Source organism: Streptomyces sp. NC-S4, assembly GCF_054353315.1.
In genome coordinates this window covers 3120584-3137133 of record NZ_CM135937.1, presented here as the reverse complement: position 1 = coordinate 3137133, position 16550 = coordinate 3120584, and the positions used below count along the sequence as shown (strand labels likewise).

Below are 16550 nucleotides of genomic sequence, written 5' to 3'. Positions count from 1 at the left end.
ACGTCGTCACCACTGAGGGGGCGGGTATCCATTCCGGCGGGATTGCCGGAGTCCCGTCGCGCGGTCTTCGTACTTGCGGCACTACGATGGGGCCTCCACCCACACACCCACCTCGCCGACCTGACAGCAGCCGCTATCAACTGGAAGGCCAGACGCTCCTCATGGGGAACAAGGGGAACAAAATGTCGTTCATCGGCCGTGACATGGCGATCGACCTCGGGACCGCCAACACGCTGGTGTACGTGAGGGGCCGGGGGATCGTCCTGAACGAGCCGTCCGTGGTCGCCATCAACACGAACACCGGTGGCATCCTGGCGGTCGGCTCGGAGGCGAAGAAGATGATCGGGCGCACGCCCGGCAACATCGTCGCCGTAAGGCCCCTCAAGGACGGCGTCATCGCCGACTTCGAAATCACCGAGCGCATGCTCCGGTACTTCATCCTCAAGATCCACAAGCGCCGCTACCTGGCCCGCCCGCGCGTGGTGGTCTGCGTTCCCTCCGGCATCACGGGAGTGGAGCGACGCGCGGTCATCGAGGCGTCCACGCAGGCCGGCGCCCGCCAGGTGCACATCATCGAAGAGCCCATGGCCGCCGCCATCGGCTCGGGCCTGCCCGTCCACGAGGCCACCGGCAACATGGTCGTGGACATCGGCGGCGGCACCACCGAGGTCGCCGTCATCTCCCTCGGCGGAATCGTCACGGCACAGTCCATCCGGGTGGCCGGCGACGAGCTCGACAACGCGATCATCCAGCACATCAAGAAGGAGTACTCGCTCCTCCTCGGTGAGCGCACGGCCGAGCAGATCAAGATCACCATCGGGTCGGCCTACGACCTCGACAAGGACGAGCACACCGAGATCCGTGGTCGCGACCTCGTCTCCGGCCTGCCCAAGACGGTCGTCATCTCGGCCGCCGAGGTCCGCAAGGCCATCGAGGAGCCCGTCAACTCCATCGTCGACGCGGTCAAGACCACGCTCGACAAGTGCCCGCCGGAGCTCTCCGGCGACATCATGGACCGCGGGATCGTCCTGACCGGCGGCGGCGCCCTGCTGCGCGGTCTCGACGAGCGGCTGCGCCGGGAGACCGGCATGCCGATCCACATCGCCGAGGACCCCCTCGACTCCGTCGCGCTCGGCTCCGGCAAGTGCGTCGAGGAGTTCGAGGCCCTCCAGCAGGTCCTGGACGCCCAGCCCCGTCGCTGACAGATGCCCCTCCTTGCCGGAGGGGCCATGCGGAACACACAAGGATCCGCCGTACGGGTGCTACCGGGCCCGTGCGGCGGATCGTTGATATACAGGCAAAAGAGAAATCCGACGAGGAAGGCACGGCCGCCGCACGTGAGGGACACACGAGAAAGCCGGCTGCTCCTGGTGCTTCTGATCGCCATCGCGTTCGCACTGATCACGGTGGACATCAGGGCAGGCGAGGAGTCGCCGGTCGACGGTGCCCGGCAGGCCGCCGCAGCGGTCTTCGGCCCGGTCGAGGAAGGTGTGGCGACCGCGGTCGATCCGGTCGCCAACGCCATAGGGGCGGTACGGGACTCCGGCGAGCGCCACAACCGCGTCGCCACGCTGGAGCGCGAGAACGCCGCGCTGAAGGCCAAGCTGGGCAGCGAGGACCAGACCCGCAGCCGCATCCACGAGCTCGACGAGATGCTCAAGCGGGCCGGCGCCGGCCAGTACGGCATCAAGGGCGCCGAGGTCATCGCCATAGGAGCGGCCCAGGGCTTCTCGTGGACCGTCACCATCGACGCCGGCAGCAAGGACGGCATCGAACGCGACATGACCGTCCTCAACGGCGACGGCCTCGTCGGCCGGGTCAGCACCGTCGGCCCCGACACCGCCACCGTCGTCCTCGCCAACGACCCCGACTTCACCGTCGGCACCCGGCTGGAGAAGACCGGCGAACTGGGCTTCGCCACCGGCCAGGGCGACCGCGCCCTGTCCGTCCAGATGCTCAACGGCAAGGCCAAGGTCAACCCCGGCGACCGGCTCGTCACCTTCGGTTCGCGCGGCAACAAGCCCTTCGTGCCCGGCGTGCCGATCGGCGAGGTGGTCAAGGTCGACCCCTCGCGCGGCGACCTGACCCGCACCGTCTGGGTGCGTCCGTTCGTCGGCTTCTCGCGCCTGGACATCGTCGGCGTCGTCGTGATGCCGCCGCGCGAGGACCCCCGCGACGCGGTCCTGCCGCCCAAGCCCGAGGCACCCAAGCCCACCCCGACGGTCACCGTCACGGTCACCCCGTCCGGATCCGCCGGCGCGCCCGCCAAGCCGGCCGACGACTAGGAGCAGACCACGCATGCGCTTCAACCGGATCCTGCTCTCGGCCACCCTCATCGTGGTCGCCCTCGTCATCCAGGTCACCGTCCTGGGCCGGCTCCAACTGCCCGGCGCCGTGCCCGACCTCCTGCTCCTCACCGTCGTCTCGCTCGCACTCGTGTACGGGCACGTCAGCGGCGCGCTCATCGGGTTCGCCGCCGGCCTCCTCGCCGACCTGGCCCCGCCCGCCGACCACGCCGCCGGGCGGTACGCGCTCGTGCTGTGCGTCATCGGCTACGTCGCCGGACTGACCCGCCCCGACGGCGGCCGGTTCCGTTCCGCCTGGGGCCCGATGCTCACCGTCGTCGCCGCCGCGATCGGCTCCACCCTGCTCTACGCGGGAGTGGGCGCCCTCGTCGGCGACACCGCCGCCCGCCACGTGGGTCTGACCGGGCTGGTGTTCACCGCCACCCTCTACGACCTGCTGCTCGCGCCGTTCACCGTGCCGTGGATCATGGCGCTGGCGCGGAAGGCCGAGAACGACCCGATGGCCGTCGAGGCCGGCGGCGGCCCCGCCAACAAGGCCGCCGACGTCTCCGCCGGCTGGCTGGCCGGCGGTACGGGCCTGCGCATCGGCAGCCAGCGCGGCGGCCTGCGCCTGAAGACCGCCCGCTCGCGGGCCAACAAGGCTGTCCGTATAAAGGGGGTCAAGGCGGTCAAGGGTGTGAAGAGCGTCAAAAAGCTGTGAGGGAGGAGCAGTCGTGACCAACGTTCCGGAGACCGGCCGTACCTCCCGGGTGCAGATCAGGCTCGTCATGATCCAGGTGCTCGTCCTCTCGATGTTCCTCACCCTCGGCGGCCGGCTCTGGTACCTCCAGATCCGCAACGGCGACGAGTACTACCACGAGGCGAAGAGCAACCACGTCCAGCGGGTCGTCCAGCCCGCCGTGCGCGGCTCGATCCTCGACGCCCGCGGGGTCCCGCTCGCCGACAACGAGACCCGCCTCGTCGTCTCCGCCAGCCGCACCGCGCTGATGAAGATGAAGGACAAGGGCAAGGGCGTCATGACCCGCCTCGCCGACGTCCTGGACATGACCCCCAAGGAGGTCATGGAAAAGGTCCGGCTCTGCGACTCCCAGACCCCCGCACCCTGCTGGAACGGCTCCCCGTACCAGCCCATCCCGGTCACCCTCGAAGCCACCACCCAGCAGGCGCTGCAACTGCGCGAACGCCCCGAGGACTTCCCCGGCATCACCGCCGAGCCCACCGCGGTCCGCCGCTACCCGGCCCCCGGCGGGGCCCGTACCGCGCAGGTGCTCGGCTACCTCTCCCCGGTCACCGACGACGAGATCCAGAAGGCCAAGGACTCCGACTCGCCGCACCTGCGGTCCGACCAGGTCGGACGCTCCGGCATCGAACGCACCTACGACAGGCAGCTGCGAGGCAAGGCGGAGGTCACCTCGTACGAGGTGGACAACCTCGGCCGGGTCATGGGCCAGACCAAGTCCGACCCGGGCGTGGCCGGATCCACCCTCGTCACCAGCATCGACGCCCGGGTCCAGGCCGTCGCCGAGTACGAGCTCCAGGACGCCATGAAGGTCGTCCGCAACGAGACCGACAACATCACCGGCCGCAAGTACGAGGCCGACTCGGGAGCCGTCGTCGTCATGGAGGCCAAGACCGGCCGCATCGTCGCGATGGCCTCCCAGCCCGACTACGACCCCAACACCTGGGTCGGCGGCATCTCCGGCAAGGACTACGCGAAGCTCACCAGCAAGAGCTCCAACTACCCGCTGCTCAACCGGGGCATCCAGGGCATGGCCCCCGCGGGCTCCATCTTCAAGGTGGTCTCCGCGAGCGCGGCCGTCCGGGCCGGCTACAAGTTCGACGACAAGTACAACTGCAGCAGCTCCTACAGCCTCGGCGGCCGGAGCTTCGCGAACTTCGAGTCCAAGGGGCACGGCCCGATCACCCTCGGGGACGCCCTCAAGTTCTCCTGCAACACCGTCTTCTACGCCCTGGGCCACAAGGAGTGGCAGCGCGACGGAGGCCTCAGCCCCAAGAAGGACGCCCACGACTGGTTCTACCGGACCGCCCGGGAGTTCGGACTCGGCTCCGAGACCGGCATCGACCTGCCGAACGAGGTCACCGGCCGGATCCCCGACCGGAAGTGGAAGCAGAACTTCTGGAAGGCCAACAAGAACGCCTGGTGCAAGCAGGGCAAGCGGGGCGGCACCTACGTCGAGCAGATCGCCTACGAGAGCTGCCTCGAAGGCAACCAGCTGAAGGCCTACGACAGCATCAACTTCGCCATCGGCCAGGGCGACGTCCTCGTCACCCCCATCCAGATGGCCACCGCGTACTCCGCCATCAGCAACGGGGGCACCCTCTACAACCCCACCGTCGGCAAGGCAGTGATCAGCCCCGACGGCAAGCACATCGAGATGATCAAGCCCCAGTCGCACGGCAGGCTGCCGATCGACGCCAAGACCATCAGCGACCTCGACAAGGGCCTGCGCTCGGTCGTCGAGCCCGGCGGAACCGCCGCCTGGCGGTTCGGCGGCTGGCCGATGGACAAGATCCCGATGCACGCCAAGACCGGCACCGCACAGGTCTACGGCAAGCAGACCACGTCATGGCTGGCGACCTACACCAAGGACTTCACGATCGTCATGACGATCTCCCAGGGCGGCACCGGCTCGGGCGCCTCCGGCCCCGCCGTCCGCAACCTCTACAACGCCATCTACGGTCTGACCATGGACGGGAAGCAGGACCTCAAGAAGGCCCTGCTGCTGGGCCCCGAGGCGAAACTGCCCCGGATCGAGCCCGACGGCTCCATCATCTCCCCGGAGATCCGGCCGTACGTGCCGGCCTCCCCGGAGGATCTGGAACCGGCCGTGCTCGCAGGGCCGCCCGCTCCGCCCGCGGCTCGCCAGGATTAGGGGGTGTCTCGCCGATCAGGGCGGGCTCGCGGCGGTCGGCACCGCGCCTCGCCGCGTTGTCCTCGGTCGGCGACGCTCCGCGTCGCCCCCCTCGTCCGCCTTGCGATCCACGGCACCGCCCACCGCTCCCTGATCCGCCCCGATCGACGAGACACCCCCTAAGGGAAGACATGCCGACCGCCAACAAGTTCTCCGTCTCCCGGTACGCGCCCGAGCGCGGGACGATGGCCAAGCTCACCGCCCGCGACTCGGTGGTGCGCCGGCTCGACTGGCCGATACTCCTCTCCGCGACCGCCCTCTCCTGCATCGGCGCCCTGCTGGTGTGGTCGGCGACCCGCAACAGGACCACGCTGAACCAGGGCGACCCGTACTACTTCCTGGCCCGGCACGCCCTGAACACCGGCATCGGCCTCGTCCTTATGATCGGCACGGTCTGGCTCGGCCACCGCACCCTGCGCGGCGCCGTACCGGTCCTCTACGGGCTCTCCCTCGTGCTGATCCTCGCCGTGCTGACCCCGCTCGGCGCCACCATCAACGGCGCCCACGCGTGGATCGTCATCGGCGGCGGATTCTCCCTCCAGCCGTCCGAGTTCGTGAAGATCACGATCATCCTGGTGATGGCGATGCTGCTGGCCACCCGGGTGGACGCGGGCGACCTCGCCCACCCCGACCACCGCACCGTGGTCAAGGCGCTCTGCCTGGCCGCGGCCCCGATGGGCATCGTCATGCTGATGCCCGACCTCGGCTCCGTGATGGTCATGATCGTGATCGTGCTCGGCGTGCTGCTGGCCTCCGGCGCCTCCAACCGCTGGGTGATCGGCCTGCTCGGCGCCGGCGCGGGCGGTGCCGTCCTGATATGGCAGCTCGGCGTACTCGACGAGTACCAGATCAACCGCTTCGCCGCCTTCGCCAACCCCGAGCTCGACCCGGCCGGCGTCGGCTACAACACCAACCAGGCCCGCATCGCGATCGGCTCCGGCGGCCTGACCGGCTCCGGGCTGTTCAAGGGCTCGCAGACCACCGGCCAGTTCGTGCCCGAGCAGCAGACCGACTTCGTCTTCACCGTGGCGGGGGAGGAGCTCGGCTTCGTCGGGGCCGGACTGATCCTGCTGCTGCTCGCGATCATCCTCTGGCGGGCCTGCATGATCGCCCGGGAGACCACCGAGCTGTACGGGACGATCGTGTGCGCCGGGATCATCGCCTGGTTCGCCTTCCAGTCCTTCGAGAACATCGGGATGACCCTCGGGATCATGCCGGTGGCCGGGCTCCCACTGCCCTTCGTCTCGTACGGAGGATCATCGATGTTCGCGGTGTGGGTGGCGATCGGCCTCCTGCAGTCGATCAAGGTGCAACGGCCATTGTCAGCCTGATGTTCCGTTCACCGTGCCGACGTGATCCGTTCAGGACTAAGTTCGGTCTATGGCGGACACCAAGCGTGAAATCGAGCGGAAATTCGAGTTCTCCAAGGCCAAAACTGCCCGGCGCGGGGTCCCGGACCTGACGGGCACGGCCGCCATCGCGGCCGTCTCCGACCAGGGCACCGTCGACCTCGACGCCGTCTACTACGACACCCCCGACCAGCGGCTCGCCGCCGACGGTCTCACCCTGAGGCGCAGAACGGGCGGCGCGGACGAGGGCTGGCACCTCAAACTGCCCGTCTCGCCGGGAGTGCGCGACGAGATCGGGGCCGCACTCAGTGACACGGTCCCGCCCGCACTCGCCGCCCTCGTCCGCTCCCGTGTCCGCGGCGCCGGGCTCCAGCCGCAGGTCAGACTCCTCTCCTCGCGCAAGATCAGCCACCTGCTCGACGCGGGCGGCGCCCTGCTCGCGGAACTGAGCACCGACGCGGTCGTCGCCGAACGCGGCGAGACCACCGCCACCTGGACCGAGGTCGAGGTGGAACTCGCCGACGGCGTCGACCCCGAACTGCTCGACGCCGTCGAGAAGACCTTCCGCAAGGCCGGACTCCGGGTCTCCGACGCCCCCTCGAAGCTCGCCCGCGCCCTCGCCGAGACCGCCGCCGAGCCCCCGGCCCGGCCCGGGAGCGGCGGGCCCGAGGGCACCGCGGGCGCGCACGTGCTCGCGTACCTGCGCGAACAGCGCGACGCGCTCGTCGCCCAGGACCCGGCCGTGCGGCGCGGGCTGCCGGACTCCGTCCACCAGATGCGGGTCGCGAGCCGCCGGATCCGCAGCGCCTTCAAGACCTACCGCAAGGTGATCGACCGGACCGCCACCGACCCCATCGGCGAGGAGCTGCGCTGGCTCGCCGCCGAGCTCGGCGTCGACCGCGACCAGGAGGTCCTGCTGGAGCGGATCCAGACCCACCTCGGCGAGCTGCCCCGCACCCTGCTGATCGGGCCGGTCCGCAGCAGGCTGCGCACGTGGAACACGGCGCGGCGCTCCGCATCGCGCCGCAGGGCGCTCGCCGTACTCGACAATGCCCGCTACGTGGCCCTGCTGGACTCCCTCGACGCCCTCCTGGACGAGCCTCCGCTGAAGAAGGCCGCCGCCCGGCCCCCGGAGGCGGTCCTGCCGAAGGCGGTGCTCCGCGACTACGCGCGCCTCGCGGACCGGGTCGTCGGCGCGCTCTCGCTCGACCAGGGCCACGAGCGGGACCTGGCCCTGCACGACGCCCGCAAGGCCGCCAAGCGCCTGCGCTACGCGGCCGAATCGGCCGAACCCGTCCTCGGCAAGCAGGCGAAGCGCCTGGCCAAGGCCGGCAAGTCGGTGCAGAGCCTGCTCGGCGACCACCAGGACAGCGTCGTGGCCCGCGACGCCCTGCGCGGCCTCGCGGTCCAGGCGACGGCCGCCGGCGAGTCCGCCTTCACCTGGGGCGTGCTCTACGCGCGCGAGGAGGCCCTGGCCGAGCGGCGCGAGCGGGAGCTTCCGGACATCTGGGCCGAGGCCTCGGACCCCGCGCTGCGGATCCCATTGGAATGATCATGTGGATGGGGGCGGCCGAGCCGCGAGGTACGCTTGAGAGCTGCCCCCTGCCCGCTTCACGAAAGTCGCGTGATGACCGAGTCGGTCTTCCCTCAGCTTGAGGCCCTGCTTCCGCATGTGCAGAAGCCCATCCAGTACGTCGGCGGTGAACTCAACTCCACGGTCAAGGAGTGGGAGAGCTGCGACGTCCGCTGGGCTCTCATGTACCCGGACGCGTACGAAGTCGGGCTGCCCAACCAGGGCGTCATGATCCTGTACGAGGTGCTCAACGAGCGCGAGGGCGTCCTCGCCGAGCGCACCTACAGCGTGTGGCCCGACCTCGAAGAACTGATGCGCGAGCACAAGGTGCCGCAGTTCACCGTGGACAGCCACCGCCCGGTCTCCGCCTTCGACGTGTTCGGCCTGTCCTTCTCCACGGAGCTGGGCTACACCAACATGCTCACGGCCCTGGACCTGGCCGGCATCCCGCTGGAGGCCCGCAACCGCACCGTCGACCACCCGATCGTCCTCGCGGGCGGCCACGCGGCCTTCAACCCCGAGCCGATCGCGGAGTTCATCGACTGCGCGGTCATCGGCGACGGCGAGCAGGCCGTCCTCGACATGACCGAGATCATCCGCACCTGGAAGGCCGAGGGGCGGCCGGGCGGGCGCGAAGAGGTCCTCCTGCGTCTCGCCAAGACCGGCAACGTCTACGTCCCCGGCTTCTACGACGTCGAGTACCTGCCGGACGGCCGCATCGGCCGTGTCGTGCCCAACCGCTCCGGCGTGCCGTGGCGCGTGTCCAAGCACACGGTCATGGACCTCGACGAGTGGCCCTACCCCAAGCAGCCCCTGGTCCCGCTCGCCGAGACCGTCCACGAGCGCATGTCCGTGGAGATCTTCCGCGGCTGCACCCGCGGCTGCCGTTTCTGCCAGGCCGGCATGATCACGCGCCCCGTGCGGGAGCGAAGCATCACCGGCATCGGCGAAATGGTGGAGAAGGGACTGAAGGCCACCGGCTTCGAGGAGGTCGGTCTCCTCTCCCTGTCCTCCGCGGACCACACGGAGATCGCCGACATCGCCAAGGGCCTCGCCGACCGCTACTCGGACGACAAGGTGGGCCTGTCCCTGCCGTCGACCCGCGTGGACGCGTTCAACGTGGACCTGGCCAACGAGCTGACCCGCAACGGTCGCCGCTCCGGCCTGACCTTCGCCCCCGAGGGCGGCTCCGAGCGCATGCGCAAGGTCATCAACAAGATGGTCTCGGAAGAGGACCTGATCCGGACGGTCGCCACCGCCTACGGCAACGGCTGGCGCCAGGTGAAGCTGTACTTCATGTGCGGCCTGCCCACCGAGACCGACGAGGACGTGCTCCAGATCGGCGACATGGCGGTCAACGTCATCGCCAAGGGGCGCGAGGTCTCCGGCCAGAACGACATCCGCTGCACGGTGTCCATCGGCGGGTTCGTGCCCAAGCCGCACACCCCGTTCCAGTGGGCGCCGCAGCTGTCCGCCGAGGAGACGGACGCCCGCCTGGGCAAGCTCCGCGACAAGATCCGCGGCGACAAGAAGTACGGCCGCTCCATCGGCTTCCGCTACCACGACGGCAAGCCGGGCATCGTCGAGGGCCTCCTCTCCCGCGGCGACCGCCGCATCGGCGACGTCATCCGCGCCGTGTACGAGTCGGGCGGCCGCTTCGACGGCTGGCGCGAGCACTTCAGCTACGACCGCTGGATGGAGGCGGCCGAGAAGACGCTGCCCGCCTACGGCGTGGACGTGGCCTGGTACACGACCCGCGAGCGGACCTACGAGGAGGTCCTGCCCTGGGACCACCTGGACTCCGGTCTCGACAAGGACTGGCTCTGGGAGGACTGGCAGGACGCCCTCGACGAGACCGAGGTCGACGACTGCCGCTGGACCCCGTGCTTCGACTGCGGCGTGTGTCCTCAGATGCAGACCGAGATCCAGATCGGCCCCACCGGCAAGAAGCTGCTGCCGCTGTCGGTCGTGAAGTAACCCTTGGGTCACGAGAGGCCCCCGCCCGCAACGGGTGGGGGCCTTCGTCGTGTCCCCCACTGCATGGAAACGGACAAGCGACTCCCGGCCGACGGCGGCGACGGGTGCCTGGTGGGCCTCATCAGGATCCCCGTCAAGATCGTCGCCGTACTTGTCGTACTGCCCGTACGGGTGGTCTGGGAACTGCTGGTCGCCGCGGGCCGGGTCGTGCACCGGCACGTCCTCGGGCCGCTGTACGTCCACGTCCTCGCACCGCTGCTGCGTGCGCTGGGGTGGCTGCTGACCACGCTGTTCAAGCTGGTCTTCGTGTGGCCGTGGGTCGGGCTGTGGCGGTACGTGCTCACCCCGGTCGGCCGGGGGCTGGCGTGGCTGTGCCACGGTGCGTACGACCACCTGCTCGCGCCGGCCGGGCGGATCCTGGGCGCCTACGTGCTGCGTCCGCTCGGCGCGGCGCTCGCCTGGCTGGGCCGGGGCGGCATGCGCTACCTGCTCGCGCCCCTCGCCAAGGGCATCGGCCGGATCGGGTGGGCGCTGGGCATGACGCTGTTCGTGTGGCCCTGGGTCGGGCTGTGGCGCTACGTGCTAGCGCCCCTCGGCCACGGGCTCGTACGGCTGGCCGCGCTGGTCCACCGGTACGTGCTGCGGCCCGTCGGGCTGGGGCTCGTGTGGCTGGTGGTCGCGGTGTACCGGTATGTGCTGCGGCCCGTCGGGCTGGGCTTCGTGTGGCTGGTGGTCGCCGGGTACCGGTACCTGCTGCGGCCCGTCGGGCTCGGGCTCGGGTGGCTGGCCGCGGTCGTGTACCGCTACGTGCTCGCTCCGGCCGGACGGGTCCTCGTATGGGCCTGGCACGTGGCCGGGCTGATCACCGCCGCGCTGTGGCGCGGGCTCAAGTGGGTCGGCCGGGTGCTGATCGGGTGGCCCGCGGCCTGGCTGTACCGGCACGTCCTGACGCCCGCCGGGCACGCCGTCCGCGAGGTCTGGCGGACCGGCCGCGCCGCGGTCCGCGAGGCCCGCGCCTCCGTGCGCCGCGCCCTCTTCGGTACTCCTCCCGTGGAACCGGCGAGGTCACGGGCGCGTACTCTGGGTAGTACGACAGCCGCCGACGCGGCACCCGCTGACGAGATCTCCCTGCCCCGACGGCAGGGGTGAGCCGGAGCGGGTCGACAGACCTCAGGGCGACGCGCGAGCCGCGGAGCCCCGCACAAGGAGAAGAACCACTGGGCAAGCGACAGCCCGAAGGCCCGCCTCCCGCACCGGTGGTGCAGCGCATCCGACTGCGCTACACCAAGCGCGGCCGCCTCCGGTTCACCAGCCACCGTGACTTCCAGCGCGCCTTCGAGCGGGCCCTGCGCCGCGCCGAGGTGCCGATGGCGTACTCGGCCGGCTTCACCCCGCACCCGCGCGTCTCGTACGCGAACGCCGCACCGACCGGCACCGGGAGCGAGGCCGAGTACCTGGAGATCGCCCTCGCCGCGCCCCGCGACCCCGAGAAGCTCCGTGAGCTGCTCGACGAGTCGATGCCCACCGGACTCGACATCATCGACGCCGTCGAGGCCCGCACCTCCGGCCTCGCGGACCGGCTGACCGCCTCCGTGTGGGAGCTGCGCCTGGACGGCGTGGAGCTCGCCGAGGCCGAGCGGGCCGTGTCGGTCTTCCTCGCCGCCGAGAACGTGGAGGTGCAGCGCCGGACCAAGAACGGAATGCGGACCTTCGACACGCGTGGCGCGGTCGTCAGCCTCGAAGCGCTTCCCGCCCCGGCTGATAGGCCGCTGGACAATGCCTGTGCGATACTGCGGCTGGTTGTTCGGCATCTGACACCTGCCGTGCGACCCGACGACGTCCTGTCCGGTCTCCGAGCTGTGGCCGACCTGGCGCCGCCGGTCCCCTCAGCGGTGACCAGGCTGGCGCAGGGGCTCTTCGACGAGGAGTCCGGCACGGTGACCGACCCGCTCGCGCCCGACCGCGAGGCTGACACGGCCGCTCCACCCACGGCCGCCGTAGCAGCCGACGCGAAGGCGCCGGAAGGTCCCGCCGCGTAAGGAACGCCGTCGTCGCGCAGCCCTGGTACTCGGGAGCCACCTGGGTCGGGCCGCGCACACACCTGAAGACTTCCGCCAGGCCGTACGGACAAGACGTACGGAACCGGCGGCCATGGACTAAGCAGCTCCCGTGTGGCGAACGCGCCCCGGAGGCCGGTTCCGCGCTCATTGCGCGGAGCCGTGCCGGACCGGAAGTCAGCCGCGGCGCCCGGGAGCGTGACGGGAGAACCGCCCGCAATGCTCAACAACGAAAACGACACCACCCCTGCTGGTAACGCCGACAGCGGCAGCCCCAGCGACAACCTGCCGCCGCGCCGTCGCCGCCGTGCCGCTTCCCGGCCCGCGGGCCCGCCCGGTGGCGCCGTCGCCGAGACGGCCCCGGTGACCGAGGCCGCCCCGGCCGCCCCCGCCGAAGAGGCCGCTCCGGCCGCCCCCGCTCGTCCCCGCCGCCGCGCCACCCGCGCCGTGGCCGCTCCGGCGACCCCGGCCGCCGAGGCCGTCGTCGAGACCCCGGCCGCCGAGCCCGTGGCCGCCGCTCCCGTCGCCGAGGAGCCCGCCGCTCCCGCGCCGCGGACCCGCCGCCGCGCGACCCGCGCAGTCGCCGCCCCGGAGGCTCCGGCCGCCGTGGCCGAGGCTCCCGCGCCCGTGGTGGAGGAGGAGGCTCCGGCCGCCCCCGCGCCGCGTGCCCGTCGTCGTGCCACCCGCGCCGTCGCCGCTCCGGCGACCGAGGCCCCGGCCGTGGTCGAGGCCCCGGCCGCCGAGGCTCCCGTCGCCGAGCCGGCGCCCGTGGTCGAGGAGGCTCCGGCCGCTCCGGCGCCGCGTGCCCGTCGTCGTGCCACCCGTGCCGTGGCCGCTCCGGCCGCCGAGGCTCCGGCCGTGGTCGAGGCCCCGGCCGCCGAGCCGGCGCCCGTGGCCGAGGCTCCCGCACCCGTGGTGGAGGAGGAGGCTCCGGCCGCCCCCGCGCCGCGTGCCCGTCGTCGTGCCACCCGCGCCGTCGCCGCTCCGGCCACCGAGGCCGCCCCCGTCGCCGAGGCCCCCGCCGTCGAGCCGGCGCCCGTCGTGGAGGAGGCCCCCAAGGCCGCCCGCGCCGTGACCGTCGCCGACGCCGTGGACTCGCCCAAGCGCGGCGGCCGCCGCCGCGCCACCCGCTCCGCCGCTCCGGCCGCCGCCGCGCAGCCCGTCGCCGAGAGCGCCGAGCCCGCCGCCCCGGCCCGCGCCCGCCGCGCCGCGCGTCCCGCCGTGGCCGTCTTCCAGGCCCCGGTCTTCGCCGAGCCGATGTTCCAGACCCCCGAGACCGCTGCCATGGCCGCCGCGGCCGCTCGCGCCGCCGCCCCGGCCGAAGAGGTCGAGGAGGAAGAGGAGAACGAGTTCGAGGCCGAGGTCACCGCGGCTCCCGCCGCGCAGCCCGCCGGCCGCCGCCGTCGCCGTGGCCGCGGCGCCGCCGAGTCCGCTCCGGCCGCCGAGACCGCCCCGGTCTCCCTTCCGGAGGTGCTCGCGGAGGCGGAGCCGGAGGCCGAGGCCGCCGAGCTGGACGAGGAGTCCGCCGACTTCGAAGAGGGCGACGAGTCGGGCGAGCGCCCGTCGCGCCGCCGTCGTCGCGGTGGCCGTCGCCGCCGTCGCGGTGAGGCCGCCGACCTCGACGAGTCCGCCGAGGACGAGGCCGAGGCCGAGGCCGCCGAGCAGGACACCGCCGAGCGGGACGCCGAGGAGGAAGAGGACGAGGAGGCCGACGAGGCCCTCGGTTCCAGCTCCAGCCGTCGTCGCCGTCGTCGCCGTCGTCGCAGTGGCGAGGGCCCGGCCGAGACCGCCGAAGCGGGCGACGAGGACGGCGTCCGTACCGTCGTCAAGGTCCGCGAGCCGCGCCCCGCGCGGGAGAAGGCCGAGTCCTCCGACGAGGTCCAGTCCATCAAGGGCTCGACGCGCCTGGAGGCGAAGAAGCAGCGCCGCCGCGAGGGTCGCGAGCAGGGCCGCCGCCGCGTGCCGATCATCACCGAGGCCGAGTTCCTGGCCCGCCGTGAGGCCGTCGAGCGCGTCATGGTCGTCCGCCAGGCCGGCGAGCGCACCCAGATCGGCGTCCTCGAGGACAACGTGCTCGTCGAGCACTACGTCAACAAGGAAGAGGCCACCTCGTACGTCGGCAACGTCTACCTGGGCAAGGTCCAGAACGTGCTGCCGTCGATGGAGGCCGCCTTCATCGACATCGGCAAGGGCCGCAACGCGGTCCTGTACGCCGGCGAGGTCAACTTCGAGGCGCTCGGCATGGCCAACGGGCCGCGCCGCATCGAGTCCGCGCTCAAGTCCGGCCAGTCGGTCCTGGTGCAGGTCACCAAGGACCCGATCGGCCACAAGGGTGCCCGCCTGACCAGCCAGGTCTCGCTGCCCGGCCGCTACCTGGTCTACGTGCCCGAGGGCTCAATGACCGGTATCAGCCGCAAGCTGCCCGACACCGAGCGCGCGCGTCTGAAGACCATCCTCAAGAAGATCGTCCCCGAGGACGCGGGCGTCATCGTGCGCACCGCCGCCGAGGGCGCGAGCGAGGACGAGCTGCGCCGCGACGTCGAGCGTCTGCAGGCCCAGTGGGAGGACATCCAGAAGAAGTCGAAGCAGATCTCGACGTCTTCGCCGAGCCTGCTGTACGGCGAGCCGGACATGACCGTCCGCGTCGTGCGCGACATCTTCAACGAGGACTTCTCGAAGGTCATCGTCAGCGGTGACGGCGCGTGGGAGACCATCCACGGCTACGTGAACCACGTGGCTCCGGACCTGGCCGACCGGCTGTCCCGCTGGACCTCCGAGGTCGACGTCTTCGCGACGTACCGGATCGACGAGCAGCTCGCCAAGGCGCTCGACCGCAAGGTGTGGCTGCCCTCGGGCGGCTCGCTTGTGATCGACAAGACCGAGGCGATGATCGTCATCGACGTCAACACCGGCAAGTTCACCGGTCAGGGCGGCAACCTCGAGGAGACCGTCACCAGGAACAACCTGGAGGCGGCCGAGGAGATCGTGCGCCAGCTGCGGCTGCGCGACCTGGGCGGCATCGTCGTCATCGACTTCATCGACATGGTCCTGGAGTCCAACCGCGACCTGGTCCTGCGGCGCATGCTGGAGTGCCTGGGCCGCGACCGTACGAAGCACCAGGTGGCCGAGGTGACCTCGCTGGGCCTGGTCCAGATGACCCGCAAGCGGGTGGGCCAGGGTCTGCTGGAGTCCTTCTCCGAGACCTGCGTCCACTGCAACGGCCGCGGTGTCATCGTGCACATGGAGCAGCCGACCGCGATCGGCGGCGGTGGCAACGGCAAGCGCTCCAAGCGCCGTGGTGGCCGCGCCGAGTTCGACCAGCACGACCACGAGGTCGAGACGGTCGAGACGGTCGAGTCCGTCGACACCGAGGCCTTCGAGTCCGAGGCGGAGGTGGCCGCCGAGGTCGCCGCGCCGCGCGCCCTGCCCGAGCCGGAGTTCGTCGCGGGCGAGGAGCTCTACAGCAGCCCGGCCGAGGCCGAGGCCGCCGCGGGCATCAGCGGTCGCCGCAACCGGCGCCGTGCCACCCGTAAGGCGACCGCTCCGGCGGGCGCCCCGCGCGGTGGGGCCGCTCCGGTCCAGGCCCCGGCCCCCGCGGTCGTGGACGAGCCGGTGACCGAGCCGGCCGAGACGGTGCTGGAGCCGGCTCCCGAGTTCGTCGCCGAGCCTGCCCCGGTCGCCGAGGTGGCCGAGGCCGCCCCGGTCGCCGAGGTCGTCGAGGAGGCCGCGCCGAAGGGCCGTACGCGTCGCCGCGCGACCCGTAAGGCCACCGCCCCGGCGGGCGCCCCGGCCCCCGTGGCCGAGGTGGCCCCGGAGCCGGAGCCGGTCGTCGTGCCGGAGCCCGAGCCCGTCGTCGAGCCCGAGCCCGAGGTCGTCGCCGTCGCCGAGGTCGAGGAGGCCCCCGTCGCGGAGGCCGCTCCGGCCCGTCCGCGTCGCCGTGCCACCCGCAAGGCCACCGCACCCGCCGGTTCCCCGGCAGGCGCGGCAGAGGCCGCCGTGGTGGTCGTCGAGGCCGCGTCGCCCGCCGAGGAGCCCGCCGAGGAGGCCGCTGTACCGGTGGCCGAGGAGGCCGCACCGGCGAAGAAGGCCGCCAAGAAGGCTCCGGCCAAGAAGGCGACCGCGGCGAAGAAGGCCCCGGCCAAGAAGGCGGCGGCCGCCAAGAAGACCGTGGCCAAGAAGGCGGCCACGACCAAGAAGACCGCGGCGAAGCGGGCGACGAAGAAGACCGCGGCGGCGGAGCAGCAGACCCCGCCGTCCGTGTCGGCTCCGACCGAAGCCTGATCCACCGCTGAGTGACACAGCGGCCGTGGGCGCCGCCGAATGGCGGGGCCCACGGCCGTACGGGCCCGGTTTGA

Annotated in this window: 10 protein-coding genes; all 10 read left to right on the top strand. The window is 71.7% G+C overall.

The window, feature by feature from the left end; translation table 11 throughout:
• The first annotated feature begins 182 nt into the window (after nt 1-182).
• The 10 genes from ACXNSR_RS13720 (at nt 183) to ACXNSR_RS13675 (ending at nt 16476) form a co-directional block, all read left to right on the top strand.
• Complete coding sequence (locus ACXNSR_RS13720) at nt 183-1202, top strand: rod shape-determining protein (protein ID WP_030008578.1); 1020 nt, start codon at nt 183-185, stop codon at nt 1200-1202.
• Nucleotides 1203-1337: 135 nt separating this feature from the next.
• Complete coding sequence (mreC, locus tag ACXNSR_RS13715; RefSeq protein ID WP_458642323.1) at nt 1338-2285, top strand: rod shape-determining protein MreC; 948 nt, start codon at nt 1338-1340, stop codon at nt 2283-2285.
• A gap of 13 nt (nt 2286-2298) precedes the next feature.
• The gene (mreD, locus tag ACXNSR_RS13710) at nt 2299-3006 is read left to right on the top strand and encodes a rod shape-determining protein MreD (protein WP_458642322.1); all 708 of its coding nucleotides are present in this window, start codon (nt 2299-2301) and stop codon (nt 3004-3006) included.
• Between the two features lie 13 nt (nt 3007-3019).
• Entirely contained in the window at nt 3020-5200 is a 2181-nt protein-coding gene (gene mrdA / locus ACXNSR_RS13705; RefSeq protein ID WP_458642321.1) for a penicillin-binding protein 2, read from the top strand.
• A 170-nt stretch (nt 5201-5370) separates the two neighbouring features.
• On the top strand, nt 5371-6570 hold the full coding sequence (gene rodA / locus ACXNSR_RS13700) for a rod shape-determining protein RodA (protein ID WP_458642320.1): 1200 nt from the start codon (nt 5371-5373) through the stop codon (nt 6568-6570).
• A gap of 49 nt (nt 6571-6619) precedes the next feature.
• Nucleotides 6620-8140 carry a CYTH and CHAD domain-containing protein gene (locus ACXNSR_RS13695; RefSeq protein WP_458642319.1) on the top strand — a complete coding sequence of 507 codons (1521 nt, stop codon included), beginning with the start codon at nt 6620-6622 and terminating at the stop codon, nt 8138-8140.
• A gap of 72 nt (nt 8141-8212) precedes the next feature.
• The gene (locus ACXNSR_RS13690) at nt 8213-10138 is read left to right on the top strand and encodes a TIGR03960 family B12-binding radical SAM protein (protein WP_458642318.1); all 1926 of its coding nucleotides are present in this window, start codon (nt 8213-8215) and stop codon (nt 10136-10138) included.
• Between the two features lie 63 nt (nt 10139-10201).
• Entirely contained in the window at nt 10202-11287 is a 1086-nt protein-coding gene (locus tag ACXNSR_RS13685) for a hypothetical protein (RefSeq protein WP_458642317.1), read from the top strand.
• A gap of 110 nt (nt 11288-11397) precedes the next feature.
• Complete coding sequence (locus ACXNSR_RS13680; RefSeq protein ID WP_458642316.1) at nt 11398-12177, top strand: TIGR03936 family radical SAM-associated protein; 780 nt, start codon at nt 11398-11400, stop codon at nt 12175-12177.
• A gap of 237 nt (nt 12178-12414) precedes the next feature.
• Complete coding sequence (locus ACXNSR_RS13675; protein WP_458642315.1) at nt 12415-16476, top strand: Rne/Rng family ribonuclease; 4062 nt, start codon at nt 12415-12417, stop codon at nt 16474-16476.
• The last annotated feature ends 74 nt before the right edge of the window (nt 16477-16550 follow it).

Coding starts and splice junctions, on each gene's coding strand:
- ACXNSR_RS13695 (WP_458642319.1), top strand. CDS start 6,620: ATGGCGGACACCAAGCGTGAAATCGAGCGGAAATTCGAGTTCTCCAAG.
- rodA (WP_458642320.1), top strand. CDS start 5,371: ATGCCGACCGCCAACAAGTTCTCCGTCTCCCGGTACGCGCCCGAGCGC.
- ACXNSR_RS13685 (WP_458642317.1), top strand. CDS start 10,202: ATGGAAACGGACAAGCGACTCCCGGCCGACGGCGGCGACGGGTGCCTG.
- mreD (WP_458642322.1), top strand. CDS start 2,299: ATGCGCTTCAACCGGATCCTGCTCTCGGCCACCCTCATCGTGGTCGCC.
- ACXNSR_RS13720 (WP_030008578.1), top strand. CDS start 183: ATGTCGTTCATCGGCCGTGACATGGCGATCGACCTCGGGACCGCCAAC.
- ACXNSR_RS13675 (WP_458642315.1), top strand. CDS start 12,415: ATGCTCAACAACGAAAACGACACCACCCCTGCTGGTAACGCCGACAGC.